The sequence below is a fragment of the Nostoc sp. NZL genome (assembly GCF_015714705.1).
Lineage (GTDB): Bacteria > Cyanobacteriota > Cyanobacteriia > Cyanobacteriales > Nostocaceae > Nostoc > Nostoc foliaceum_A.
The window spans coordinates 58,294-83,720 of record NZ_WBKL01000120.1 but is presented as its reverse complement, the minus strand read 5'-3'; the positions used below and the strand labels follow the sequence as shown (position 1 = coordinate 83,720).

General features: G+C 41.7%; 24 protein-coding genes. 11 read left to right on the top strand and 13 right to left on the bottom strand.

Going from position 1 to position 25,427, the window contains the following annotated elements; all coding sequences use genetic code 11:
- Positions 1–44: 44 nt before the first annotated feature.
- Positions 45–719: a DUF1997 domain-containing protein gene (locus F8R90_RS17380; RefSeq protein WP_196509553.1), complete on the bottom strand. Its 675-nt coding sequence runs from the start codon at positions 717–719 to the stop codon at positions 45–47.
- Positions 720–897: 178 nt separating this feature from the next.
- Between F8R90_RS17380 and F8R90_RS17375 the strand changes: the two genes are divergently transcribed.
- Positions 898–1,557 (top strand): NAD(P)H-binding protein, encoded by a 660-nt coding sequence (locus F8R90_RS17375; RefSeq protein WP_190896812.1) that lies wholly within the window; start codon positions 898–900, stop codon positions 1,555–1,557.
- A gap of 220 nt (positions 1,558–1,777) precedes the next feature.
- Positions 1,778–2,470, top strand: coding sequence for a glycoside hydrolase family 24 protein (locus tag F8R90_RS17370; protein WP_196509581.1), 693 nt, complete (start codon positions 1,778–1,780; stop codon positions 2,468–2,470).
- A 14-nt stretch (positions 2,471–2,484) separates the two neighbouring features.
- Here the strand turns inward: F8R90_RS17370 and menH are convergent, their stop codons facing one another.
- The 5 genes from menH to metG all read right to left on the bottom strand — a co-directional run bounded on the left by menH (position 2,485) and on the right by metG (position 7,762).
- Entirely contained in the window at positions 2,485–3,306 is an 822-nt protein-coding gene (gene menH / locus F8R90_RS17365) for a 2-succinyl-6-hydroxy-2,4-cyclohexadiene-1-carboxylate synthase (RefSeq protein ID WP_230966072.1), read from the bottom strand.
- A 343-nt stretch (positions 3,307–3,649) separates the two neighbouring features.
- Positions 3,650–4,051, bottom strand: a complete 402-nt coding sequence (locus F8R90_RS17360) for a metal-sensing transcriptional repressor (RefSeq protein WP_196509554.1) — start codon at positions 4,049–4,051, stop codon at positions 3,650–3,652.
- A gap of 102 nt (positions 4,052–4,153) precedes the next feature.
- Positions 4,154–5,362, bottom strand: a complete 1,209-nt coding sequence (lptC, locus tag F8R90_RS17355) for an LPS export ABC transporter periplasmic protein LptC (protein WP_230966073.1) — start codon at positions 5,360–5,362, stop codon at positions 4,154–4,156.
- Positions 5,362–5,991 carry a LabA-like NYN domain-containing protein gene (locus tag F8R90_RS17350; RefSeq protein ID WP_041565095.1) on the bottom strand — a complete coding sequence of 210 codons (630 nt, stop codon included), beginning with the start codon at positions 5,989–5,991 and terminating at the stop codon, positions 5,362–5,364. Before F8R90_RS17350 ends, lptC begins: the two co-directional genes overlap by 1 nt.
- A 166-nt stretch (positions 5,992–6,157) precedes the next feature.
- Entirely contained in the window at positions 6,158–7,762 is a 1,605-nt protein-coding gene (metG, locus tag F8R90_RS17345; RefSeq protein WP_196509555.1) for a methionine--tRNA ligase, read from the bottom strand.
- A 378-nt stretch (positions 7,763–8,140) separates the two neighbouring features.
- Between metG and F8R90_RS17340 the strand changes: the two genes are divergently transcribed.
- The 6 genes from F8R90_RS17340 to F8R90_RS17315 all read left to right on the top strand — a co-directional run bounded on the left by F8R90_RS17340 (position 8,141) and on the right by F8R90_RS17315 (position 15,663).
- Positions 8,141–8,866, top strand: a complete 726-nt coding sequence (locus F8R90_RS17340; protein ID WP_196509556.1) for a lysophospholipid acyltransferase family protein — start codon at positions 8,141–8,143, stop codon at positions 8,864–8,866.
- A 158-nt stretch (positions 8,867–9,024) separates the two neighbouring features.
- Positions 9,025–9,852 (top strand): alpha/beta fold hydrolase, encoded by an 828-nt coding sequence (locus tag F8R90_RS17335; protein ID WP_196509557.1) that lies wholly within the window; start codon positions 9,025–9,027, stop codon positions 9,850–9,852.
- A 414-nt stretch (positions 9,853–10,266) separates the two neighbouring features.
- Positions 10,267–11,454, top strand: coding sequence for an EcsC family protein (locus F8R90_RS17330; protein ID WP_196509558.1), 1,188 nt, complete (start codon positions 10,267–10,269; stop codon positions 11,452–11,454).
- Between the two features lie 157 nt (positions 11,455–11,611).
- On the top strand, positions 11,612–13,093 hold the full coding sequence (locus F8R90_RS17325) for a leucyl aminopeptidase (RefSeq protein ID WP_196509559.1): 1,482 nt from the start codon (positions 11,612–11,614) through the stop codon (positions 13,091–13,093).
- A gap of 338 nt (positions 13,094–13,431) precedes the next feature.
- Positions 13,432–14,262 (top strand): segregation/condensation protein A, encoded by an 831-nt coding sequence (locus F8R90_RS17320; protein WP_196511765.1) that lies wholly within the window; start codon positions 13,432–13,434, stop codon positions 14,260–14,262.
- Between the two features lie 231 nt (positions 14,263–14,493).
- A complete protein-coding gene (locus F8R90_RS17315; protein ID WP_190895050.1) occupies positions 14,494–15,663 on the top strand; it encodes a sugar phosphate nucleotidyltransferase in 1,170 nt (389 codons plus the stop codon).
- 105 nt (positions 15,664–15,768) lie between these two features.
- On the opposite strand, the gene speA is transcribed toward F8R90_RS17315, so the two are convergent.
- Entirely contained in the window at positions 15,769–17,784 is a 2,016-nt protein-coding gene (speA, locus tag F8R90_RS17310) for a biosynthetic arginine decarboxylase (RefSeq protein WP_196511764.1), read from the bottom strand.
- A gap of 263 nt (positions 17,785–18,047) precedes the next feature.
- Between speA and ndk the strand changes: the two genes are divergently transcribed.
- Entirely contained in the window at positions 18,048–18,497 is a 450-nt protein-coding gene (gene ndk, locus F8R90_RS17305; RefSeq protein WP_190895052.1) for a nucleoside-diphosphate kinase, read from the top strand.
- Positions 18,498–18,616: 119 nt separating this feature from the next.
- Here ndk and F8R90_RS17300 read toward each other — a convergent pair whose 3' ends face one another.
- Both F8R90_RS17300 and F8R90_RS17295 read right to left on the bottom strand, forming a co-directional pair.
- Positions 18,617–19,339: a TerC family protein gene (locus tag F8R90_RS17300; RefSeq protein ID WP_196511763.1), complete on the bottom strand. Its 723-nt coding sequence runs from the start codon at positions 19,337–19,339 to the stop codon at positions 18,617–18,619.
- 90 nt (positions 19,340–19,429) lie between these two features.
- Complete coding sequence (locus F8R90_RS17295) at positions 19,430–19,570, bottom strand: hypothetical protein (RefSeq protein WP_196511762.1); 141 nt, start codon at positions 19,568–19,570, stop codon at positions 19,430–19,432.
- Positions 19,571–19,610: 40 nt separating this feature from the next.
- Here F8R90_RS17295 and F8R90_RS17290 point away from each other — a divergent pair, with 40 nt between their 5' ends.
- Positions 19,611–19,847 carry a DUF433 domain-containing protein gene (locus F8R90_RS17290; protein ID WP_069068569.1) on the top strand — a complete coding sequence of 79 codons (237 nt, stop codon included), beginning with the start codon at positions 19,611–19,613 and terminating at the stop codon, positions 19,845–19,847.
- Positions 19,844–20,197 (top strand): DUF5615 family PIN-like protein, encoded by a 354-nt coding sequence (locus F8R90_RS17285; protein ID WP_196511761.1) that lies wholly within the window; start codon positions 19,844–19,846, stop codon positions 20,195–20,197. The genes F8R90_RS17290 and F8R90_RS17285 overlap by 4 nt, the downstream gene beginning before the upstream one ends.
- A 110-nt stretch (positions 20,198–20,307) precedes the next feature.
- Here F8R90_RS17285 and F8R90_RS17280 read toward each other — a convergent pair whose 3' ends face one another.
- The 4 genes from F8R90_RS17280 to F8R90_RS17265 are packed head-to-tail and all read right to left on the bottom strand — an operon-like array spanning position 20,308 to position 25,014.
- Positions 20,308–21,693, bottom strand: coding sequence for an EH signature domain-containing protein (locus tag F8R90_RS17280; protein ID WP_196511760.1), 1,386 nt, complete (start codon positions 21,691–21,693; stop codon positions 20,308–20,310).
- A gap of 13 nt (positions 21,694–21,706) precedes the next feature.
- Complete coding sequence (locus F8R90_RS17275) at positions 21,707–22,372, bottom strand: OmpA family protein (protein ID WP_230966379.1); 666 nt, start codon at positions 22,370–22,372, stop codon at positions 21,707–21,709.
- Positions 22,350–24,641 (bottom strand): hypothetical protein, encoded by a 2,292-nt coding sequence (locus F8R90_RS17270; RefSeq protein ID WP_196511759.1) that lies wholly within the window; start codon positions 24,639–24,641, stop codon positions 22,350–22,352. The genes F8R90_RS17275 and F8R90_RS17270 overlap by 23 nt, the downstream gene beginning before the upstream one ends.
- 25 nt (positions 24,642–24,666) lie before the next feature.
- A complete protein-coding gene (locus F8R90_RS17265; protein WP_230966377.1) occupies positions 24,667–25,014 on the bottom strand; it encodes a hypothetical protein in 348 nt (115 codons plus the stop codon).
- Positions 25,015–25,427: the final 413 nt, after the last annotated feature.

Below are 25,427 nucleotides of genomic sequence, written 5' to 3'. Positions count from 1 at the left end.
GTCATTTGTCATGAACTTTTGACAAATGACAAATGACTGTTGAATCACTGCTTTTGCTTGGAATTCTCTGGAAAGGGTATTTCTAAAGATTTATGAAAATCTTCCTGAACTTTGCGAGTTAAGCGGCGGGAGACTTGGCGGACAATTTGGTTAAGTAAGCGATCGCCTGTAGATTGAATTATAGACTTGGGTAATCGCTGAATAAACCGGGGAAAGTGCAAATAAACCATTAAATCCAATTCCCATTCAACCCTGGTAACCTCACCAACGCTAGTGCAAGCATCGTTTTCTATTAACTGTAGAGATGCCCGATAGTCTACGTCATAACCAGGCGGTTGGTAATCAGGAATGGGGATTGTACGGATGCGGTAAATACTCTCCTCTGGAGGCAACAATTCCAAACCAATTTTTGGTTCTACATCATAACCAAAAGCACCAAAACGACCAATTACTAAAGCGTAGCCGTTTTCCCCCAATGGTTGCACCTTCATAGGTTCAGCGCAACGCGAAAACCATGAGGAGTGAGCATTAAGATACTCAGCAACCTTTTCCACTGGGGCAGGCATTTCCATAAAATCTTGATAACGACCGGAAAACTTTGTGAGCGTCGCTACATTTGCTTCTATTAATGTGTCCTCGGCTTCTTCTTGGCTGGAGGCTACAGGTAAAACTGCTTCTGTTATTTCCCAGGATTTATATTCGCCTTTTCTTGAAAGCATAAATGCATTAATGTATACTTTGGCGTTCGTCTATATTAATAATTCCCCATGTGCCTGGGTGATTTCGCACTAAGATCCTATTTTGACTGAAACCTCATTAATCTGCCATCAGCTCCATAGAATTACTAAAATAAAGAACTGAACAAGCACACAATAGTTTCCCAGGATAGCATTTATCATGAAAGCATTTGTAGCAGGGGCAACGGGTGAAACAGGTCGCCGGATTGTGCAAGAGTTGATAGCGCGGAATATTCCCGTCCGAGCCTTGGTGCGGAATATAGAGAAAGCTAGGGGTATTCTGTCTCCTGAAGCCGAATTGGTAGTAGGCGACGTGTTACAACCAGAAAGTTTAAATGCTGCGTTGGGAGATAGCACAGTTTTGTTAGTTGCTACTGGGGCAAAACCTAGCTTTGACCCTACTGGCCCCTATAAAGTGGATTTTGAAGGGACTAAAAATTTAGTAGATGCTGCCAAGGCAAAGGGAATTGAGCATTTTGTCTTAGTGTCTTCTTTGTGTACTTCGCAGTTATTCCATCCACTGAACTTGTTTTGGCTGATTTTAGTGTGGAAAAAGCAAGCTGAAGAGTACATCCAGAAAAGTGGTCTTACCTATACCATTGTGCGCCCTGGTGGGTTGAAGAATGAAGATAATTCCGACGCGATCGTGATGCAGAGTGCTGATACACTTTTTGACGGTAGCATCCCCAGACAAAAAGTTGCCCAAGTTGCTGTTGAGGCGCTGTTTGAAGTAGATGCACGCAATAAAATTGTCGAGATTGTTGCCAAACCTGAAGCTACCTCCAAAACTTTTGGGGAATTATTTGCTAACGTCGCTTAATCAACCAGTGACGAGTTAGGGGTTAAAACTCTTATAGCGTGTCTTACTTGGATACACACGCGCTTTGGGAATAGCATTGCTGTGCCCCTACGAATAGACTGTATTGGATGGAAGTGAACTTTGCCAGAATGAGTTCGTCAATCATTGTTGTTAGCAAAGAGAGCAAATTTGAAGGAGTCGGACTCTGAAAGGCTTTGAATTCAAAGGTGTCGAAAAACTTATTGGCCCAATAGCCGCGCTTCTCGGCTTTGTGTATTTGTTGCAATGGTATATTGGAGACTTGCGATCGCCTTCTGATCCCATCTTTGCAGTTAAACAGCCGCCTTTGGTCATGAAAGAGGGCGACCCATATATCCGCGCTTTAATGCGAACTATCTCGGCAAGTGAGGCCAGTGGGAACCGCCCCTATTCGTTATTGTATGGTGGACAGCAAGTCAACGACCTTAGCCGACATCCTGAGATATGCGTCACAATTGTTACAGGCCCCAATACAGGTAATTGTTCCACAGCTGCTGGCAGATATCAAATTATCAACATTACTTGGTATCGTTTAGCGCCCCGTTATCACCCCAACCCTATGCAGATGGTGTTTTGGACTGCTTATAGTTTTGAGGCAGAATATCAAGATGTAGTCGTTTACCGTTGGTTAAATGATTCTAAAGTTTGGGGAACTGATATTTCTCAACTGTTGCGTCAGGGAAAGTTAAATGATGTTTTGCGGCGACTTTCTCCCACCTGGACAAGTCTAGGATATGGTATAGAAACTAATTCTGTTAGTAGCTCTTTACCTAAAATTTATCAGAAAATGTTGCAAGAGGAATTAACCCCAGCTAATCAACCAACAGCCCCGAATTTGACACCATCGCCAACTCCTTCTAACAATGCAGTAAAGAAGTTGCTAAAAAAGCAGTGATTTTATCCTAATTCTTAACTTGCTGCGGATAAAAAATCTTTGATATTCTCCACAAATATCAAGGGATTTTCAAAATGAATATTATGTCCAGCGTTCTTAATTATTTTTAGCTGGGCAAATTCACATAGTTTAGCCATTTCTGTATTAATAGATATAAATTTTTCATCATATTCACCAACTAGTAAGAGCACAGGAATTGTGTTCTCTTTTAGTTTTTCCCACAAAGAAGGTTGACATCCAGTACCCATGAAGCGTAACGATTTATCTAATTCATGTGGATTATTCTGCAAGCGATTTTCTATCATGCGATCGTATTCTGGCTGATTTTTTATATAACCAAAAATTGGTTGATTATACCAATTTGATAAAAAAGTTGCCAAATCGCTTTTTTCAACACTTCTTGTTAACTTTCTGCCTATTCGTGTATCAAGTTTAATGCGTTCTAATCGTTCTACTTCTGTTAGCAAACCAGGGGAAGCTGACTCTAGCACCACTTTATGAAAACGTTCTGGAAAATGAAGGGTGAGGTATAAAGCCAATCTCCCACCCATTGAGTAACCAACTAAAAAACATTTGGAAATTTTTAACTCATCTAAGAAGCTGATTAAAGCATGAGCAGTGTTTGCCATTGTGTAGTACTCGTCTCCACCCAAAACTTGAGTTTTGCCGTGTCCAGGAAGATCAAATATTAAATAAGAAAATTCGTCAAATAGGAATTTTATGGCTTCATCAAATTCATTGATATTACCCATAAAACCGTGCAGAAAAAGAATCAGTGGTTTATTTAATCTGTCAATGAAAGAATAGTGAAAATGATATTTTTCTAGTAGGATCATAGTCTAGCTAATCACTATCACGGCTGCATATTATATTAAAGTCTGGTTGGTTACAAGATTGATCATCTAGGGTTTTAACGAGAATGGATAGCTTACCGCCATAGGCATCACATTTTCGATCATTGGCAAGATAGGTAAGACAAAATATCCCCGGTTTAATATAGTTTAGAGGGTATATTTACCACCATGCAATTGCTTTAAAACTGCCTAAACCATCAGTTATGACTGTGAGATACTTGTGTTAAGTTTGGCATAAAAAAATTTATGCCTGAGCCAATACATCAAATCTCGTATCTCTACAAAATGTCTTGTCGTGCTAGTTAATTTTTTATTTTTCTAATTCTTAAGGTAAAAACCGATCTAAAGCAGCTTTTAACTGTTTAATTTCAACGTCAATATTACCCTCTTGTGCAGCTCTACCAATACACTCAGTTAAATGTTCATCCAAAACAATTCGCGCTACCCTATCTAATGCGCCTCGCACTGCGGCAATTTGCAGTAGAACATCAGGACAAGGGCTATTTTGCTGCACCATTGTTTTAATACCCCGAACATGTCCTTCTATCCGCGATAATCTATTGGCAATTCGCCGTAACGACTCTTCGCTATGGATGTGAGGATGAGCCGGCTCTCCAGTCCCATGAGTATGATCTGTATGCTCGTGGTTTGTATCGTGATGGTGGGAATGTTCTGCTTGCTGGGATTGTGGCAAAAATTCCTTGCCTAATCGGTTTGATCCATTCATGGGTTATCAAAAGACTTTTATTACTAAGATCCTAGCCTAGTATTCGACCAACCCAAAACCAAAATTTCTGGGTGAAGGTGGGTCCCATTCACCCTAACTTTACTACTGACGATTGGCTCTTTCTTGGGGAATAATTTCTGTTACTACCCTACCGCTAGAACTACCGCCTTTGACAACAATATTTTCTGTTTGCAGATTACCAACGGCTGTTTCACCCGTAAAATTTAACTGTGGATCAACTTGTCGATAAACGACATTTCCCTGAGCTTCAACTAACTTATTGTCTAAATACCAAGTTAATGTATTAGATTTCAAAGACTGGCGACGCTGACCAATGGCGTTAACATTACCTGTTAAATAAACCGTTTTTTGCGGTATTTTCATTTCACCTTGATTGGCGGTGACGGTAAGATTTTCGGCACGCTGGAACATCCGCACGGGGGAATTTGTAGTAACAGTTTCTGCCTTCATGTTCCAGGTCATAGAGTTGCTAGCTATTTGCACTGGTGGGTCTATTAACTCTAATTGAGCATTTTGTTTAATAGTGGCAATTTTCGTTTTTAAGTTGACTTCGGCAGATTTTCCCTTGCCGCGATCGCTAATTTTATTATCTTTGTAGCGATCAATTTCTATGGGGCGATCGCCAATCAGTTTTTCTTCTTTAATATTCCAAATCAAATGCTCGGTTCTTACTTGCATCTGGGGATCAGCGGAATTTGCTACTACCCCTCCAGAAAATTCCATGCGCTGTTCGCGGGTTTTGACTCGCGCTTCTTTCGCCACAGCTTGTAGTTGTTTATGACTACCGTTAATTTGGTTGCGAACAATCAACAAATCTTCTTTGGGACGCCATTCTAATTCATTGCCTTGCAACACAATTCCATTGCTTGGGTCTGTGGCAAATATCTTACCTTTAAGAAACAACTGCTTCCCATCTTGTTCAATGTCTGCAACATCTGCCTTGATTTGGTAAACTACTTTGCCATCTTGGTATAGTTCACCATAAGGGCTTTCAGCTTGGCCAATTTGTTTTTCTTTGGTATATTTTGCGGTTTTAGCCCGGACTTTCCAAATCGGTCTTCCGACTTCATCAGCTTGTTCTAGGGTGACATCAAAGAAAGTTAAATTACTATCTTGATCAGATGAATCCACAGTATTTTGTTGATAAGCTGGCGGGGATTTACCTCCGCAGCTAAGTAAACCAAATACCAAGAACAAGGTCAAAGGTAAAATAAGAAAAGAGGGAGTGGAGGAGAAATTTTGAATTTTTCTCTTTCCTAGTCTCCCCTTTTGATCAAATTGATACGGCATTATTCTTGGATTTCTAGGTGTCCATCACTAGTTCTGGGGTCTTCCAAAAAACCGATACCAGATAAAGGTCGGTATGGATAGCTTTGGCGAGGGGTTTTTTGAATATCCTCTTTGATGGCTTCTAAATCAATGTAGCGATCGCTTACATTAATTAAGCTGTCGCTGGTCATTGATCGCAAGCTTACTACTTCTACCCGCACGCCGCGATAGCTGACTGAATTTACCGCATATGCCAAATCTCCATCACCGCTGACTAAAACTGCGGTATCATAAGAATCGACTAGCGCCATCATGTCTACTGCTATTTCTACATCCAGGTTAGCTTTTTTAGAGCCATCTGGTAGCTGGACTAAATCCTTAGCAATGACCCGATAGCCATTGCGACGCATCCACAGCAAAAACCCCTGTTGCTTCTCGTTTGTCCGGTCTACACCAGTGTAGAAAAAAGACCGCAGTAATCTAGAACCTCCAGTTAATCGACACAGTAGCTTCGTGTAATCGATTTCAATCCCTAGTTGTAGTGCAGCATAAAATAGATTTGAGCCATCAATAAATATGGCGACCCGACCCCGATTCTCCAAAACTTGTTCTGGCGTAAATATTGAATCGGTTTCAAAATTATTCAACATCATTGTGATACCTCAATTTTTATCCCTGTTATTTTTGATACAAATTACCAACTTTTAGATGCTAGTCACAGCGGCTTATGATAATGTTCCGGGGCTAATTTAAGTTCAGCCCCGATAAATTTTTTGAGAAAATAAGAAATTGAACAAAATCAGACTTTGATAAGGACTAATCGTTTTTTGGGAGTTCTATTCGCTTAAAAATTGGTTGGGGTGTACCCAACTGTTGTTTACTGGATAGTATCCCCCATGTAGCATGGATAGCAAAAGGAGCGGTAATTGAACTTTGTATTTGATCGTTAAAGTTTATTCCGAAGCCTAGCTGCTGATAAATATCGCTACTGATGTTCGGAATAATTGGGGATAGCAGATAAGCTGCTAGTCTAACTGATTCTAGAACTGCGTAGAGAACTTTTTCCACCGACTCCTGCTGTCCCTGTTTATATAATGACCAAGGAGCTTGTTCATCAATAAACTTATTACTGGCTTGCACCAGTGAAAGGATAGCCCCGCAGGCTTGATTGAAAGCTAGCTCCTCATAGGCTTTTTCCACCTGTTTCCCTAGACGTAAACCAATTGTTTTTAAAGGATTTTCGTCAGGAATCCCTTCATTGCCGATTGATGGGACATGATTCTCTGCGCAGTATTTCTTCACCATGTTCAAAGTGCGATTGAGCAAATTACCTAAGTCATTTGCCAAATCTGCATTCAAAACATTAATGAACCTAACTTCATTAAAATCTCCATCCTTGCCAAATTCGATTTCCTTAAGGAAGTAATAACGAACGGCATCACTACCATAGCGCTGAACTAGGGCTATAGGATCAAGGGTATTACCCAGACTTTTACCCATCTTCTGCCCATCTTTGGTCAAAAAGCCATGCCCAAATACTCGCTCTGGCAAGGGTAAGCTAGCCGACAACAGCATTGCTGGCCAGTAAACTGCATGGAAGCGCAGAATATCTTTACCAATTAGGTGCAAGTTAATCGGCCACCATGTTTCTAAAGCATTTGCTAAAGTCGGTTCTGCATCTGGTTCTAGTAATGCCGTTACATAACCCAGCAGCGCATCAAACCAGACATAAAGGGTGTGCTTGGGATCAACTGGTACGGGAAAACCCCAATCTAGATTCACCCGTGAAATAGAAAAGTCTTGCAGCCCTTGATTGACAAAGCTGAGGACTTCATTACGCCGACTTTCTGGTTGAATAAAATCCGGTCTAGATTGATAGAATTCTGTCAGATGATTTTGATATTTGGATAAGCGGAAAAAATAGTTTTGTTCGTCTCGCCACTCAACTTCTTTGTTAGTATGAATCGGGCAACGATGTCCTTCTAGCAGATCCCGTTCTTCTTTGAATTCTTCGCAGGATACGCAGTACCAGCCTTTTTGTTGTCCCTGGTAGATATCACCAGATTTCCAGACTCGCTCAAAGAATTCTTTGACGATCGCTTCATGACGAGGTGCAGTAGTTCGACTAAAGCGATCGTATTGAATGTCTAGTAACTGCCATAAATTCACGAAACTAGGGACAATTTCATCGCAAAACTCTTGTGGTGCTTTGCCTAAACTTTCTGCCGATCGCTGAATTTTTTGCCCATGTTCATCTGTACCAGTAATTAGTAATACCTGATGCCCCAGCAGCCTCTGAAATCGCGCTACTACATCTGCTGCGATCGTCGTATAAGCACTGCCTATATGGGGGACATCGTTTACATAATATAGGGGTGTCGTTAGTGCAAATGTCTTTTCTGTTTTATTCACTAGATTCATGCAAAATAAAAATTAACTTATTAAAAAGTTTTACACGTTACTTTGATTGGCAAAACCACGCAATTATACAATATTATTCCTATTTTTTCCAATAATACCTTAATACTAGCAAACTTATCAGACCAAGAATTGTTTTGTAATGTGCATCAATTCAACTCATTTTTACTAAAAGATGAAAATTAACTAATCATAATTTTTTTGAATACTTTCTATTAGATATTATTGTGATCAAAAATACAAAACCGAAAAAGCAGAAAAACTTGCTACTTTTGTAGATTAGACATTTCTATCTTAAGACGGTCATGGCAATAGTAAAGAAATGTAAAAATTAAATTAAGTTAAACCGCCATATTTACCGGAAAAATATATTGATTAGGTATGAGTCGAAATAGCCCCCTGGAGATTTCTCGCGCTTTCCTGGCGGCGCTTTCAACCCAAATGTTTCGTTATTATGAGGATCGCATTCCCCAGGATGCCAGCGTGTTGGTAGTCAGCAATCACCGCAGCTTTATGGATGCATTTATTTTAATGGCGGCGTTATCGAGTCCGATTCGCTTTGCTTGCCATCACTATATGGGACAAGTGCCAGTAATGCGGGAGATTGTCACCGGTCAATTGGGGTGTTTTCCTTTGGAAGAAACTCAAAACCGCCAGCAAAGCTTTTTTTCGCAGTCACAGTTGCTATTGCAGTCCAAGCAGATGGTGGGAGTATTTCCAGAAGGGACTGAACCAATGGTGAAATTTACTCAGCCAAACCAAGTAGGTGAGTTTCAGCGAGGATTTGCCCATTTGGCATTGCGAGCGAATGTGCAGGATCTAGCTATTTTGCCGATCGCGATCGCCTCCTTAGACGAGGTAAACACTTCTGGTTTCCCCTTAAGGTTTTTGAGTTTATTTGACCCTTCAGAACCTTTATTTAATCAAGCTGGCTGGCATCCTCTGGTAATTTATCGTCGGGTTGCGGTGTTAATCGGTCGCCCTTATTGGATTACGCCCCAACATCAGCAAAAATATCACGGCAAGCAAGCCAGAACTGTTGTGGCTGAACTGACAGAACACTGTCATGGTGAAATTAGTACCTTACTGCGTCAAGGTTGCTATTAAAGCCATTCGATTTTGAATTTTGGATTGTCTCCAAAGCTTTCATTAGCTTGCTCTGAGACCTTTTTTGTTTTTGCTCAAAAGTACCGAAGCTAGCAAAAGCAACAATCAGCAGTCCAAAAGTTTTATACCATTGACTAATGACTAATGACTAATGACCAATGACTATCTCAGAAGTTGAGCTAAACCCTTGTTTCCTGACTCCTAAACGAGTACAGCCAGAGTATCCGCTGTTGGTATATTTGCCAGGAATGGATGGAACTGGTCAACTATTGCGATCGCAAACCGCTGGATTAGAAACTGGCTTTGATGTCCGTTGTTTGGCGATCCCACGCCAAGACCTTAATACTTGGGATGTGCTAGCTAAGAGTGTATTGGACTTAATCCACGCCGAATTAGAAAAAAGTTCTCAGAGGCCAGTTTACCTGTGTGGTGAGTCGTTTGGTGGTTGCTTGGCAATGAAAGTAGCAATCCAAGCACCGCATTTATTTAAGCGAATTATTTTAATTAACCCAGCTTCTGCCTTTCGTCTTCGCCCTTGGTTGAATTGGGCATCCCAACTAACTTACTTGGTGCCATCCGAGTTGTATGATGTTGGCGCACTGGGGTTGTTGCCATTTCTAGCATCTTTGCCACGAATTTCTCGGAGCGATCGCCATGAACTGCTGAAAACTATGCGTTCTGTCCCGTCAGAAACCGTTCTTTGGCGGTTGTCTTTACTACGAGAATTTGATGTAGATGACGAGAAATTAGGTCGCTTAACTCAACCAGCTTTGCTGATTGCCGGTGGTAGCGATCGCCTTTTGCCTTCTGTAACTGAAGTGAAGCGGATAGCTAATATCTTACCAAACACCAAAATTGTGGTGTTGCCGAATTGTGGACATGCTTGTTTGCTAGAGGAAGACATTAATCTCTATGAAATTCTTAAAGATAATGACTTTTTAGAAAGTAATGCTGATATGAGTACGGGGCTAGAGGTGAGACGATAGCCTACTAGTATTCCTAGAGGACAGAACAGCAAGGAACTTGACGTGCTGTAGTGGTCGGTATACCTTGGGGAAAAGTACCCAACGCTAATAATTGCACCTTTAACTACCAAAATGGTTCTTGGGTGTTCAATAATCTCAGTTTATAACAGCGCTTTTCAGCCGATGCTGGTGCTTTGTCTCTGTCTTTCATTGTCTTGCTAGATCAAACGCGGGAATTAGATATAAATCGAGTTTTGGCGTATTTGGGAACACTCACCCTTGAGCAATATGTTCCTATTATGACCGATTAAGATAGTAGTTTGGATAATAAAATAGTTAATCTTAAACTGATATTTACGTTTATAGAGGGATGTAAAGCCGCTCATATTTCGCTACAAGTTTAAATAGAGAGGCTTTACAAGATGGTGTCAAGCAATGGCAGACAAACCCCAAAAAATAGAGGTGAATAAATCTGTTAATTCACCCAGAGAAACTTCAGAAGTAAATATCCAAGCTCAATCATCAGTAGAAAATGAACCGTCTATATTAGAGTCTTTTCTTACAAATGTTGCTCAGACTGGCAAAGCAGTTTTAGACACAGCAGTAGGGGTGGGAGAAGCGACGGCGAAACAAACACACAAGTTAATTGAGCAAACAACTCAAACCAGCGGTCAGGTTGTGAATCGCCTCAGCGAAAATTGGTTGATTAGAAAACTATCTGGAGTATTAAATCTAAATTGGCTGATTGGTAATACTGACGCTGTTGATTTGGAAAAAGCAGAAGCTGCGGTAAACAAGCTCAAGCAACAGTATCCAAATGAATCACCCAGCCAGATTGCTCACCGAATCATGTTGGAAAAAGCGACTCAAGCAGGCACAGTTGGACTAGCTACTAGTATTTTGCCAGGAGTAGCAGTGGCGTTGTTGGCAATTGATTTAACAGCGACAACAAAATTGCAGTCAGAAATGCTTTATCAAATTGCATTTGACTATGGGCTAGATTTAAAAGATCCTGCCCGTAAAGGCGAAATTTTAGCAATTTTTGGTCTGGCTTTGGGTGGAGGGCGTCTTTTGAAAGCTGCGGGATTAGGCTTGCTGCGAAATGTGCCGTTTGCAGGTGCAGCGATCGCAGCTAGTTCAAATGCGACGATGATTTATTCATTGGGATATGCTGCTTGTCGATTTTACGAAGCCAAGCTAGATGAATCAACTTCGCTTACATCGCCACAGACAATAGCAACATTGAAAGCTGAAAGTGAAAAGTATCTAGAAACTGCGATCGCTCAAGAAGCAGTCATGGATCAAATTTTAGTTCACATGATCCTCGCTAGTCATCCAGAGAAGACTTTGCAAGAAATTTTGCCAGAATTACAAGCTGTAAATCTTAGTAATAACTCATTGGATGCCATTGCCCAAAATATCAAATCACTTAAGTCTTTAGATATATTACTCAATCAGCTGAATCGTGATTTTGCCATACCCTTGCTGGCTCAATGTTACAAAATTGCCCAGCTTGACGGTAAGACTACACCAGTTGAGCAACATATAATGACAGCGATCGCCAGCAAATTTGACATTGATACAAATGCAATTGAGTCATTGGTCATTGGGCAGAGGAGGTAAAAGAGTGGAATTCTCAGCGGAGTTCACGAGTATATAAAGACAGAATTAGCCTTTTAAAGGTGATTCAAAAGGTTGAATGATCCCCACTCCCCTCAGCCTGAAACAAGAATTTTGAGCAATACTGGTACAAGTAGGAATATTTACACAAAATCCCAACATGACAATTCAACCTAGTGATAAGCCTTTGCTAGAGTGGGCAGGCGATAGTTTGGCAATTGGATTATTTGAAGATGCAGTAGAGTTAACTGGAGAATTGGCAACTTTAGATCAAAAGTTTTCCGGGGTTTTAAAAGAACTAATTGCTGAAGAAGAATTTAAAGGTAAAGCCAACAGTACCATCTTCACTCGTGTGAATCCTGGTAGCCCGGTGCGTAAATTGATTCTGGTAGGTTTAGGCAAACCAGATGCACTAAAACTCGATACTTTGCGACGCGCTGCTGCTGCTGTAGCCAGAGTGGCAAAAAAGCAAAAAAGCAAAATTCTGGGATTTAGTTTCCCATTGTGGAATAACGATCCAGCCGCAAGTGCCCAAGCGATCGCAGAAGGCGTAGAATTGGCACTTTACCAAGATAATCGTTTTAAATCAGAACCAGAAGATAAAGGTTCACAAATAGAAACCGTAGATTTACTAGGATTTGGTGGACAAGAAGCAGCCATCACCCGCGCCAATCAAATTGTCTCAGGGGTAAATTTGGCACGGCAGTTAGTGGCAGCGCCAGCCAACGCGGTAACACCAATTACTTTGGCCGAAACTGCTCAAGCGATCGCTAAAGACTACGGTTTACAAGTAGAAATTCTGGAAAAAGAAGACTGTGAAAAGTTGGGTATGGGTGCATTTTTGGGAGTAGCGCAAGCTTCCGAGTTGCCCCCTAAATTCATTCACCTGACTTACAAGCCAGAAGGTACACCCAAAAAGAAACTAGCAATTATTGGCAAAGGTGTAACCTTCGATTCCGGCGGACTCAACATTAAAGGTGCTGGTAGCGGCATCGAAACCATGAAAATTGATATGGGCGGTGCAGCTGCTACCTTGGGTGCGGCAAAAGCAATTGCTCAAATTAAGCCAGATGTTGAAGTTCACTTCATCTCGGCGGTGGCTGAAAATATGATTAGCGGTCGTGCTATGCACCCTGGAGACATACTTACAGCATCAAACGGCAAAACAATCGAAGTGAACAACACCGACGCTGAAGGACGTTTGACCCTAGCAGATGCCTTGGTGTATGCCGACAAATTAGGATTAGATGCGATCGTGGATTTAGCTACCCTAACCGGTGCTAACGTGATTGCCTTAGGTGAAGATATTGCTGGTTTGTACACTCCCGACGATGCTGTTGCTTCCCAGTTAGAGAAAGCCGCCCAAACCTCAGGAGAAAAGATTTGGCGGATGCCAATGGAAGAAAAATATTTTGAAGGGCTAAAATCTGGCATTGCCGACATGAAAAATACTGGCCCGCGTCCAGGTGGTTCCATTACCGCAGCCCTTTTCCTTAAGCAATTCGTCAAAGAAACACCTTGGGCGCACTTAGATATTGCTGGCCCAGTGTGGACAGATAAAGAAAATGGCTACAACGGCTCTGGGGCAACTGGCTACGGCGTTCGGACGCTAGTTAACTGGGTGCTGGAGATTGGGGAGTAGAGGAGGCAGGGGAGCAGGGAGCAGAGAGCAGGGGGAGATGAGGGGGACAAGGGGGACAAGGGAGAATTATTGAACAAGTTTCTTCCTTGTCTCCCCCCTCTTCCTTGTCTTCCTTGTCTTTTCCCAATGCCCAATGCCCAAGGTCAAAAGTTGCACAATCTGATCTCACAATTCACAATGGTGATTGATTACAAATTTCAGGGGATACCGCCAGCAGGCAATTCCTAAATAAAAGAAGCGCAAGGGAATTCATAAAGTACACGCTTTGCCAATAGTCAATGAGTTTACTGTTGAATTTATGGTCTTTTAATTCTCATTAATTAACTTAGAACCTGTTGATGGAAGCTTCCGAGCTATTAGAAACAATCACACTCCTGATTTACCAAGCGGAACAGGGAGAAATTGACCCTTGGGATGTCCAAGTGATTGAGGTGATTGACCGTTACTTAGAACTGATGGCACCAGAGGCAATAGGAAGAGGTTATGAAGCGGACTTGTCCCAATCTGGACAGGCATTTTTGTCAGCATCAATGCTGGTATTGTTCAAGGCAAATACGTTGATGCAGTTGTCAACAGTAGGAGATGTCCAAGATGGTGTAGTAGATGAGGCCCTATTGGAAGATGAAGACGGAATATCACATCAGGGTCATCGTCTACCATTAGAACGGCAATTGCGTCGTCGTCCAGCGGCAATGCCGCCACCAAAGCGCCGGGTGACTCTGCAAGAGTTAATCAAGCAATTGCAGATTATGGCGAACCAGCTAAAACTAGTAGAAAAAGTCAGCAAACCTATCCGTCCCAGACGTCTGCCTAGCGTCCAAAGTATGCGGGAGGCGCTGGAGTTAGCTCACCAGGAAAATCTGACGGAAGTAGCTGGGGAACTGGAGCAGGTGTTGAATATATCGGCAAGGGAGCTAAATTCAGAACAAAATTGGTTGAATTTAGAACAACTTGTAGAGTTATGGACTCAGACAAAGCAACCATACCAAAATGGGTCTGGACATGAGTCTAAACACAGCCATTTAGTTAGCGTTTTTTGGGCCCTACTATTACTCTCGGCTCAATCGAAAGTAGAGCTATTTCAAGAGGAGTTTTACCATGAGATTAAAATTCGCCTACTTACAGATTCAGCTAACACCGACAAACCTTTTGAGCAGTCAATGAACTAAAAAAGCGCAAAATAGTCCTACAGATAATTTACAGATTTTTGATTCAGTCCCAAAATCCGAGTAAATTGAAAAGATAAGCGATCGCTTGTCATCTAAGTATACCTATGGTTGCAATAACCACTAAATTCCTGTTATCCCTGTTTTGAGGATGACTTAGAGCAGAAATAAAAACTGATGATTAAGTATCACTCGATGAAAGTAAACTGGCTTGTGGTTGAGGAATAAATTTTTATGAAAGCGATGATTCTCGCGGCTGGCAAGGGTACTCGCGTGCGTCCGATTACCTATACAATTCCCAAACCAATGATTCCCATCCTGCAAAAGCCAGTGATGGAGTTTTTGCTGGAACTGTTACGCCAACATGGATTTGACCAGATTATGGTCAACGTTAGTCATTTGGCTGAGGAAATAGAAAACTATTTCCGTGATGGTCAGCGGTTTGGGGTGCAGATTGCCTATTCCTTTGAAGGGAAAATTGATGATGAAGGTAAACTGGAGGGAGAGGCAATAGGTTCAGCTGGAGGGATGCGGCGCATCCAAGACTTCTCACCGTTTTTTGATGATACCTTTGTGGTGTTGTGCGGTGATGCTTTGATTGACCTAGATTTAACTGCGGCGGTTAAATGGCATAGAGCTAAAGGGTCGATCGCTACTATTATTACGAAATCTGTCCCCAAGGAAGAAGTTTCTAGCTACGGTGTGGTTGTCACTGACGAGGATGGTCGTGTCAAAGCTTTCCAAGAAAAACCTTCAACTGAAGAAGCCCTCAGCACCAATATCAACACAGGTATTTACATATTTGAGCCAGAGGTTTTTAACTACATCCCCTCTGATGTGGAATATGACATTGGTAGCCAATTATTTCCCAAATTGGTAGAAATCAAAGCTCCCTTCTATGCCATCCCTATGGACTTTGAATGGGTAGATATTGGTAAAGTACCAGACTATTGGCGGGCGATTCGCGGTGTGCTGCTGGGTGAAATCAAAAATGTGCAAATTCCCGGTCATGAAGTCGCCCCTGGCATTTACACTGGCTTAAATGTCGCCGTAAATTGGGACAAGGTGGATATTACAGGTCCAGTTTATATTGGCGGCATGACGAGAATAGAAGACGGAGCTAAAATTGTCGGCCCAGCGATGATTGGCCCCAATTGTTGGATATGTAGTGGTGCAACAGTAGAAAACAGCGTGATTTTTGAATGGTCGCGCCTTGGCCCTGGAGTCCGGTTAGTCGATAAGCTGGTGTTTGGACGTTATTGCGTAGATAAAACTGGTGCTGCAATCGATGTTCAAGCCGCTGCTTTAGACTGGCTGATTACCGATGCCCGTCAGACACCACCATCCCATACCCCTGTTGAACGACAAGCAATAGAGGAATTGTTGGGGACAAACGCAAGTTAAAGTTAGAAGTTAGGAGTTAAAAGTTAGAAGTTTGGAGTTATTATTTTGTGTTTTCCTCTTCACTTCTAACTCTTAACTTTATTCCTAACTCTTCACTCCTAACTCCTAACTATTTAGATACGTATATCTTCTGAGACTCTGCTCGTAGGTTTGCAGCAATCGCTGAGATTCCGCTAGGGTGATACGCTTCTCTTCTAATGCTTTCTCGCAGCGCTGGCGAATGTTTTCCACCATATCTTCGGAGTCATACTGGACATAGCTCACCACTTCGCTCATGGTGTCGCCTTTGACAACGTGTTCAATCTGGTAGCCTTTGGGTGTCAATTGGATGTGAACGGCGTTGGTGTCACCAAATAAGTTGTGCAAATTACCCATGATTTCCTGGTAAGCTCCATTCAAGAACATTCCCAAATAATAGGGTTCTCCGGGCTTGTGGGTGTGTAGTTCTAAAACCGATTTGACATCGCGCAGGTCTATAAAGCGATCGATTTTACCATCACTGTCGCAGGTGAGGTCTGCCAAAATTCCCCGCCGCGTTGGTTCTTCATCCAAGCGGTGAATTGGCATGATTGGGAATAGCTGATCGATCGCCCAGCAATCTGGTGCCGATTGAAACACTGACATGTTGACGTAGTAGATGGAAGCCATAATTTTCTCTAGGTCTTCCAGTTCATCAGGTACGTATTCTTGCTGCCTAGTGATGTTAAGAATTTTTTGACAACAAGCCCAGTAGAGGCGTTCGGCTTTGGCTCGTTCTCTGAGGCGTAAAATTCCTAAGTTGAAGCGACTGATAGCTTCTTCTTTGAATTGTGCCGCATCGTGGTAGAACTCCTGATAGTTCTCTTTGTTGATGGATTGGTAAGTTTCCCAAAGATAATTAATAATCGGGGATTCTCCCTCTTGTGGAGGTTCTGGCATGTCAAGGGGGACATCGCTAGTACTGAGAACGTCGAAAATCAGTACCGATTGATGGGAAGCGATCGCTCGTCCACTTTCACTAATCAGTGTTGGTACGGCAATTTGCCGCTCGGCACAGGTATCTTTTAACTCTGCCACGATGTCGTTGGCATAGTTCTGCATGTTGTAATTTTTCGATGCATAGAAGTTGGTTTGGGAGCCATCGTAATCTACGCCCAAGCCACCACCAACATCAAGATATTTCATATCTGCTCCCAGCATCGCCAATTCCACATAAATGCGGCTGGCTTCTTGGATAGCATCTTTAATCACATTAATGGCAGAGATCTGTGAGCCGATGTGGAAGTGCATCAACTGCAAAGAATCGAGCAGGTTAGCTTCCCGTAACTTGTCAACAGCCTCGATTACTTCAGGCATTGTCAAACCAAATTTAGCGCGATCGCCACTAGAGGTTCCCCAACGTCCCATGCCTTGGGTACTGAGTTTAGCACGAACACCTAATATTGGCTTAATACCTAACTGGCGATTGGCATCAATCACCAAATCAACCTCTTCAATCTGTTCTAAGACGATGATTGGTGTTTGCCCTAGTCTTTGGGCTAGCATTGCCGTTTCGATATATTCTCGGTCTTTGTAGCCGTTGCAAACTAACAATGCTCCTGGTGTATCCAGGACAGCCAGAGCAATCATTAATTCTGGCTTGGAACCGGCTTCTAAACCAAATTGATGGGGTTTGCCAAATTTCACTAAATCCTCAATCAAATGCCTCTCTTGATTGCACTTGACGGGAAACACACCACGGTAGACACCAGGGTAGTTGTAGCGGGCGATCGCTTTGGCAAAACAAGCATTCAACCGCTCAATCCGGTCTTCCAAAATATCAGAAAAGCGAATCAACATGGGAAGTCCCAAGTTGCGCTGTTTCATGGCATTGACCAATTCAAACAAGTCGAGAGATCCCCCGCGATCGCCCTTGGGTGCCACGGTTACGTGACCAGCAGCGCTAATGGAAAAATAAGGTTGTCCCCAACCCTCAATTCGGTATAAGGCTTCACTATCCTCAATTTTCCAGGAGCGAGGTAAATCTCCTGCGGTAGGACTAGGTGGTAACAGCTTTTTTTGCTTATGATTTTTCACTTCTTTGTGTCCATTGGACGGTACTTGTACCACCTCGTCAGATGTAGCAGTTGAATCAACACCCATTTCTTCCTAACCTCTGTTTTTCACCCACGAATTAACAATTTAACGCATTCATTTGGGAACGTATATGCACCCAATGATAATTTCTGAGATAAACTCTGATTGGTCAAGAGTAATGTGTCAAGAGTCATTAGTTATTGGTTATTAGTCATTAGTGGCAAATCCTTGAACAAATGACAGGCAAACAGAACTTCTCCTAAAGGAGACGCTACGCCAACGGGGACAATTGACCAGATAAAAAATTCATTAAGTTTTTGGAGATAGCTTTGGAACGCACATTCTTAGCAATTAAGCCAGATGGAGTACAACGGGGATTAGTGGGGGAAATTATCCGTCGCTTTGAAACTAAAGGTTTTACCCTAGTTGGTTTAAAGTTTCTGAAAGTCAGTCGGGAATTGGCTGAACAACATTATGATGTTCACCGAGAACGTCCCTTTTTTGGTGGTTTAGTCGAATTTATCACTTCTAGCCCAGTGGTAGCGATGGTATGGGAAGGTGATGGTGTAGTTGCATCTGCCAGAAAGATTATTGGTGCGACGAACCCCTTAACAGCTGAGCCAGGAACGATTCGCGGCGATTTTGGTCTGAACATTGGTCGTAACTTGATCCACGGTTCTGATGCTCAAGAAACCGCGCAACGGGAAATAGCCCTATGGTTTAAGGATGAAGAATTAGTAAATTGGCAACCACACTTAACGCCTTGGTTGCGCGAGTAAGACAGTAGGGAGTGGGGAATGGGGAATGGGGAAGAGGACTTGGGGACAAGGAGAATTGGAGACAAGGGGAAAGACTTGTTGCAAATCCCCTTGTCCCCTTGTCCCCTCATCCCCCTCACTTACTTAGAGACTTCGCTCTTTTCTGGTTCTACTTGGGGCAATTCAGTGCTAATACGCTTGGAAAATCCCCAGCCTAAAATCAAGAAGATCGCAGTAATCATGATCCATTCTGGTGGAACTAAATTATCGTTCACCACTTTCAACAACAGGCGCAAGCCCACAAAAGCTACAGTTATATAGCCTGCGTCTTCTAGGTTTTCATATTCGTCTAACCAACGGATAAACAATCCCGCCATGAATCGCAGCGTGATAATACCAATTGTTGCACCCGTCAGCACCAGCCATTTTTCTTGAGAAACTGCGATCGCAGTTGTCACGCTATCCAAAGAAAATGCCAAATCTGTAAATGCAATCACAGGTATCGCTTGCAACAATGAATTAAACCGCGGCCCGTGATGGTGATCGTCTTTAGTTTCTTCCGAGGTAAAGTGTTGGAATACCAACCACAGTAGATAAGCAGCGCCCAGTAATTCAAATTGCCAGAATTGTTGCACCCAAGTGGCAGTGAGAATCAGGCTGATTCGCAGCACATAGGCAACGACTAAACCAAAGTTCAAAGCTCTACGCTCAAGTTCTTTGTCTTCCAGCCCGCGAGCGATCGCAGCCAGAGCGATCGCATTGTCGGCAGATAACAGCGCCTCTAAAAGCACCAGGATCAGCAGAACTATAAGGGCTTCAAGGCTGAAATGAAAGTCGAGGTAATCAAAAATTCGGTCTAGCATTCCGGGTTTCTCAAGCAGAAAAAATTAAAATTTGACAAGAACAGAGATTTATATATTAAAAAGCGCAATAAATTGTCACTCTAATTCAGCTTAACGTGGTTGTGGTGCATTTTGAAGAGGGTTGAATGTATGCGATCGCAGTGCGAGTGGGGTAATTTGCGTATAAGTCAATACATCCAAAGTTTTAACATTTAGTGAATGCGATCGCAATGGACTGCTGTCAGTTCGCATTTAGAATTAGAAGATGACAACAAAAATATGGTAAGAGTTTATGGATAATACACTTCTACAACGCATCACTCATAATCCAAATATCTGCCACGGTAAACCCTGCATTCGAGGACTTCGTTATCCAGTTGAGTTTATTTTGGAACTGCTCAGTTCTGGAATGACTACTGAAGAAATATTGGCAGATTATGACGATTTAGAATCTAAAGATATTTTGGCTGTCTTGTTATTTGCCGCTCGACTCAGCCAAGTCAAAAGCATTCATCGAATTGCCTCATGAAATTTCTTGTCGATGCTCAGTTACCAGTTCGTCTTGCCCGTTTTCTCAAAACTTCAGGTTATGACACGATCCACACCAGAGACTTACCACAGGAAAATGCTACGCTAGATAATGAGATTAATGCCGTATCAATTCAACAAAATCGAATTTTAATTACCAAAGATGTGGATTTTGTAAACTCTTTTTTAACAGTTCAGGAACCTTATAAACTACTTTTAATCACCACAGACAATATCAATAACTCAGAATTAGAATCCCTATTTATAGCTAACTTCCAATCTGTAGTTGAATTGTTTAAGCAGCATTCCTATATTGAAATAAATCGAGACACCATTATTGTACATCAGTAGTCTCTAAGCTAATGAGCATTTAAGTTGCATAAACCCAGGGCTGAAGCCCTTACTACAAGCGAGTCAGTCTGGAAAAATGAATGACGATTAGCTTATAAAAATTTCTAACATCACACATAGGCTTTAGCTTCCCGTTCTAGACGTTCAATCTCTCTTTGCCACGGCTCAAACTTGTGTTCTCGCTCTTGCAATTGATCTACTGTCGGGTTTCTGGGAGGCTGGGTATCTAGATTAGGCAAAATTCCTTTATCTGCAAGCCAGGTGTGGGAAAATACCTGCCAAAGATAAACATGATCGTGTCTATCGCCACCCAGACAACGAATCCGCTTGACTGAAAGTGTGGATTCACCAAAAAGGATTTGCTCATTTCTGGAATTTTTCGGAAACAGGCGCGTCTCACTACCTCTTCCACGAAAGAATTCGACTACAAACCACTCACCAAAATCGAATATACAAACCTCTGTTGGGTCGCTACCATCATCCTCTAGTAGATCAACATCACCTTCGATTTTATACCCTATGGCAATTTGTGATGTCTTGGGTAATAAGATACGAAGCCGTTCAAAGCGGTTACTGTAATTAGCCCAAAAATCCCTGCGACTACATAGCCGATTTGACTCGAAGTTTTCTAAATCCAGCTTGTTCAATATGAGATTTACTAACTTTTGGAAATCACCATAATTGATACCTCCAATCCACTCTCGAAGTCTTCGCCTTGCTGGATCTGAAAGTTTATACCAATTTTCACCATTTCTATAGTTATGTCTCAACCAATCAACCAGTAATGAATGATTGCTTGCTATATCATTGGAAACATTAGTCAGCAAATGATTAACAGCTTTTATTTGCTGACTCTCTGACATTTCATCCAAACAACTTAGCAACCATCTTACTTGCTGCTGACTTGGAGAGCGAATTGTAGTAAAATAGGGGATTATGTCTTCTATAAATTTGCTAAATAATGGAATCCAAACAGGTAAATATTCTCGGATTTTGTTTATAAATTCAGTTTGATTAATACGCTGTTCACAAGCAATTTTTGCTAATTCTATACCTGCTTGTGTACTGCGAAACGCCCGAATAATTTGAACTGGTAGCAGGTGACTAACTAAGTCAGAATGAGCAAAGATATCAAAAGATTCAGCTAAAGACTTTGCTAACACCTGTTCTTGATGACCACTATAATAAAGAGCTAAACGCCACAATAGCTGATGTTGCAACCATGAGTTATAAATTGCTACCTTCCAAATAGTTGCTGATGTTTTTCTGGAACGGTCAATATTTTGCTGATCCCACTGTGTTTTAGCATGAATGCAATAAACCCAGTCTAACTTACTTACTTGATCAGCTTTACCCTGTTCAATAGCTTCCAATATTTTATCAACACTTGGTATTGATATTGTTGCATCTGGTAAGTTACTTGCAAGCTGAATAAGTTGATTAGGACTACACTTGGGAGTTTCAGGTAGGGAAGGAATAGAAAACTGATAATTCAAAGTTGTAGCTCCTTTAGAGAGAGGTTTTTACGATATCTTTTTTTAACTCATCACTGCGAAACTGAAAGCGAAAAACTACCTTGCGATCGCCTGGATTATCACGTTTTTTGTCAGATTCAATTTCTCCCCGACCAGCAGCCAATATTTTCTGGCTTAAAGATGCTTTGGTCGGGAAATTCATATCATAAAAAATGTAGTTGTAAACGGATGATGATCGCAACAAGCTTAGTTGTAGATTAGTTTTATCGTCTCCATCTGAGCTAGTATGACCTTCTATAACTACGCGGCTAATTTCCTGCTCAAATTCTGGTTTTGAGAAAATAACCCCACTATAAACAGGAATAAAGCGACGTAGGAAGGCTTTACCTTCTAGTTTAAGTTCTGTACTTCCCTTGGCAAAAAGAATTGATTCTTGGATACTGACATCCCCAGTTTCCGGGTTTACTTTGACATTGATATTGTTGCTTTTCATCTGTCCCACAACATTACCAATTACTACTCGTTTTGGTACATCCTTTTGTGCAAGCTGGAGTAGTGCAGTAATAAATAGCAAAGCAAAAAACATTAGTAGACCAGACATCAGATCGCCAATAGACAGATAGATACTAGAGTCATCATCTTCTATAATATCTGCATCATTTTCACCTCTGATAAAATCATCCATGATTGTTTCCACCATTACCAAATTGGCGGTTATCATGTGCAGCAGCCAGCACTTTTGCTGTCTCTAGCAAACCTCCGCAAACTCTAGCCATAGAAGTATCTGCTTGTTGGAAAAAGCTTTCCTGTAAGTCAACAGTCCTTTGCATAGAACTTTCAAGGTGACTCTGCCAAGACTCAAGACTATTGTGAAATGTTTTATTCAAACTTATGTATGAATTATCTACTATTTGCACTTGCTGGCCAATTCCGCTTGCAAGCTTTTCTAGTTGAATTAGTCGTTGTGCATCGTTTAATCCAGCCGCACTAACTAATTTGTTAATTTGTTCGACAGATGTCTGAATTTTAGTCATACTTTTGTCTACCTCTTGAGTCAATTCACTACGCCTTTGAGATTCTTCTCGGAAAACTTGATCTAGATTATTCACAATCCCTGATAATCCATCTCGTTGTTTGCCTAGCGTCCCCTCAAGTAAATTGTTTTGTTGTTGAAAGAATGTCTGTAAACTTGTTTGATATTCTTCCCTAAATCTTGTCAAATCATCTTCTACTGTATGGCGGGTAGCTGTGAGTGTTGCGTCGATATTTACTAAAGTAGCCAGAAGATTATCCTTCGCATCATTCATCAATCCAGAAGCTTGATTACCCACTGTTTGTAGAGTATTAGTTTGCTCATGAAAGGTTTTATTGGCTTGGGTGAGAATTTGGATAATTCCAGTCCGAGTAGCTTGAAGCATCTGCTGTTCTACTGCTGCGCGTTCTTGTAACGCTGTTTGAAGTTCCTCTCGAATTCCCCGGAAGGTAGCAGCCGCTTGCACTGCACTTGTTTCAAAAGCACTTCGCTGGGCTGTCATTCCTTCGATACTCTTATCTACAGCTCGATTAATTTCGTGAGATGTTTGTTGTATAACTCCCGTAGTTTCAGTTTGGAATTGACTCAAAGTTTGTCCCATATTGTTAGCAAATCCTTGAAGCATCTCCTTTTCCACAGATGCGCGTTCTTGTAGCGCTGTCTGAAGTTCCTCTCGAATTCCCCGGAAGGTAGCAGCAGCTTGCACTGCACTTGCTTCAAAAGCACTTCTCTGGGCTGTCATTCCTTGGATACTTTGGTTTACGGCTCGATTAATTTCCTCGGCTGTTTGTTGTAAAACACCTTTTGTATCTGTTTGAAATTGATTGAGAGTGTATCCCAGGTGGTTAGCGAATACTTGGAGTTCGACCAAAGTTTCTTTTTGAAAGTTCTGAATTGTCAAGATGGAACTTGCCAAACTTTGAGATATACCACCCAATTCTCTATGCAGAGCCAGCACAGCTTCAGAAGCTTGTTGGGTTAACTCTGCACTTTTATCTAGTCGATCTGCAATGGGTTCGAGTACCTGAACTCGCATATCCTTAATGAGTTCTTCTAAAACTCTCTGTCCCTGATTTTCTTGGAGTTCTCGAAGTTGTTGCTGCTCTTTGAAAATTGCTCGCAGCGCTGGTAAAATAGCAGTTTGCACTTGCTCTCCTACAGATTGACCAATAGCATGGGCTGACAATTGGTTTAAGCAGGCGAATTGTTCTGCAATACTCCTACCTACAGCTTGACCAATGCCTTCCGCATTTAGCTGCTTTAACCCGGTCAAGTTTTTTGCTACAAGACTAAGTGCTTCAACTACTTCACGGTTGTCGTTATCTGCCGTTTTTAAAATTGCGATCGCCTTCAATTTCTGACGCAAACTATCGCGCCGTTTCTGCCTTAGCGAATCACACCCAAACAAAACTAAAGTAAACAAGCTACCAGAACCAAGCCCCATCAAGGAAGTAGAAAAAGCTGTTTTCATTCCTACCAGTAGCCCTTTACTGGCAGTCATCAATTCTTTAGGATTTTCTGTAGATAAATTTATTCCTTGGAGTCCCTCTTGTATACCGTAAAAGGTTCCTAAAACGCCGATGGCAGTACACAAGGTTATCACAAAGCGCAGGGAACTACGAGGTATGGGATGGGCTAAGACAGACGGATGCTTTATCAGTATGAAATTACCATCTTTTTGTCTGAATCTACTAGAGTCATCGGTTCCTAAATGATCTTTTAACCATTGGCGAACTTGGTTTGAAAGCTTTACATTTTTACCATTTTCCAAATTACTCAAAAATTTAATAGAGGCTCCAGTTATGCCACACTCTGAGCGCCAATACTGAAATAATGTGTAAAGCTCGACAATAATTGCGGCTATTAAGACAAAAGCAATTGTCCAATGAAAAGGTTCGTTATCCCAAATAATGTCCCAAACTTTTGCTATTTCCACGCTGCACCCCCTTTGTTTATCTTGGTTATATCTTTTTGAATTGCTCTAATTCTTTATCCGCAAAAACTTCTTGAGCTATCCGCATTGGGAGATGTTCTGCATACAGGCGTTCTCCTAGAGGTTCTCGGAGACGTAAGCTGTAAAGTGGTTCACCTTCTGATTTTTTATCCTCAATTAAATAAACCTGTTCTGGTGCATAGCTTCGCAACAAACGCACCTGCAAACAGGTTTTTAAATCCCGTGAAGAAATAGATAGGGGTGAATCTTGTCCAAATAATTCACAAGCCACTTTCCAAGCGTGGTTAACCGCCACAATTTCTTTAACCAATTTCTCCACCGAGGGGTAAAGTAGTTTTGCGGTTTCACTAATCAATATTTTTGACCTACCTGCTTGAGCTTCAATAGGTCTATAATTCCCAAAATGGGAACTTTTATTTAACTTTTATTGGTAAATCTATTTTGATAAAAGTAGTTTTTGATGCCAAACCACTCTTTGGGCGTTGAAAAAATGTAGAGTGTGTTATCGCTGTTACTGTGTTAGTTAGCGTAACCAAAAACCTGAAATAGTGCGTTACGAAAGCCGTAATACACCCTACAGCTATTTTAGTAAAAGCGAGAGTTGCGATCGCACTTGCTATTATTGGTTCCAAAGTATCCTACCCTCTCCTTAGTAACGCTACTGTGTATACACAAGTCACCAGTTTTATCCCAATACGCTTGGGATAAGCCAGAAACCCCTCATGTAGAAACGCGATTTATCGCGTCTAAAAAACTGATACGTTAGAG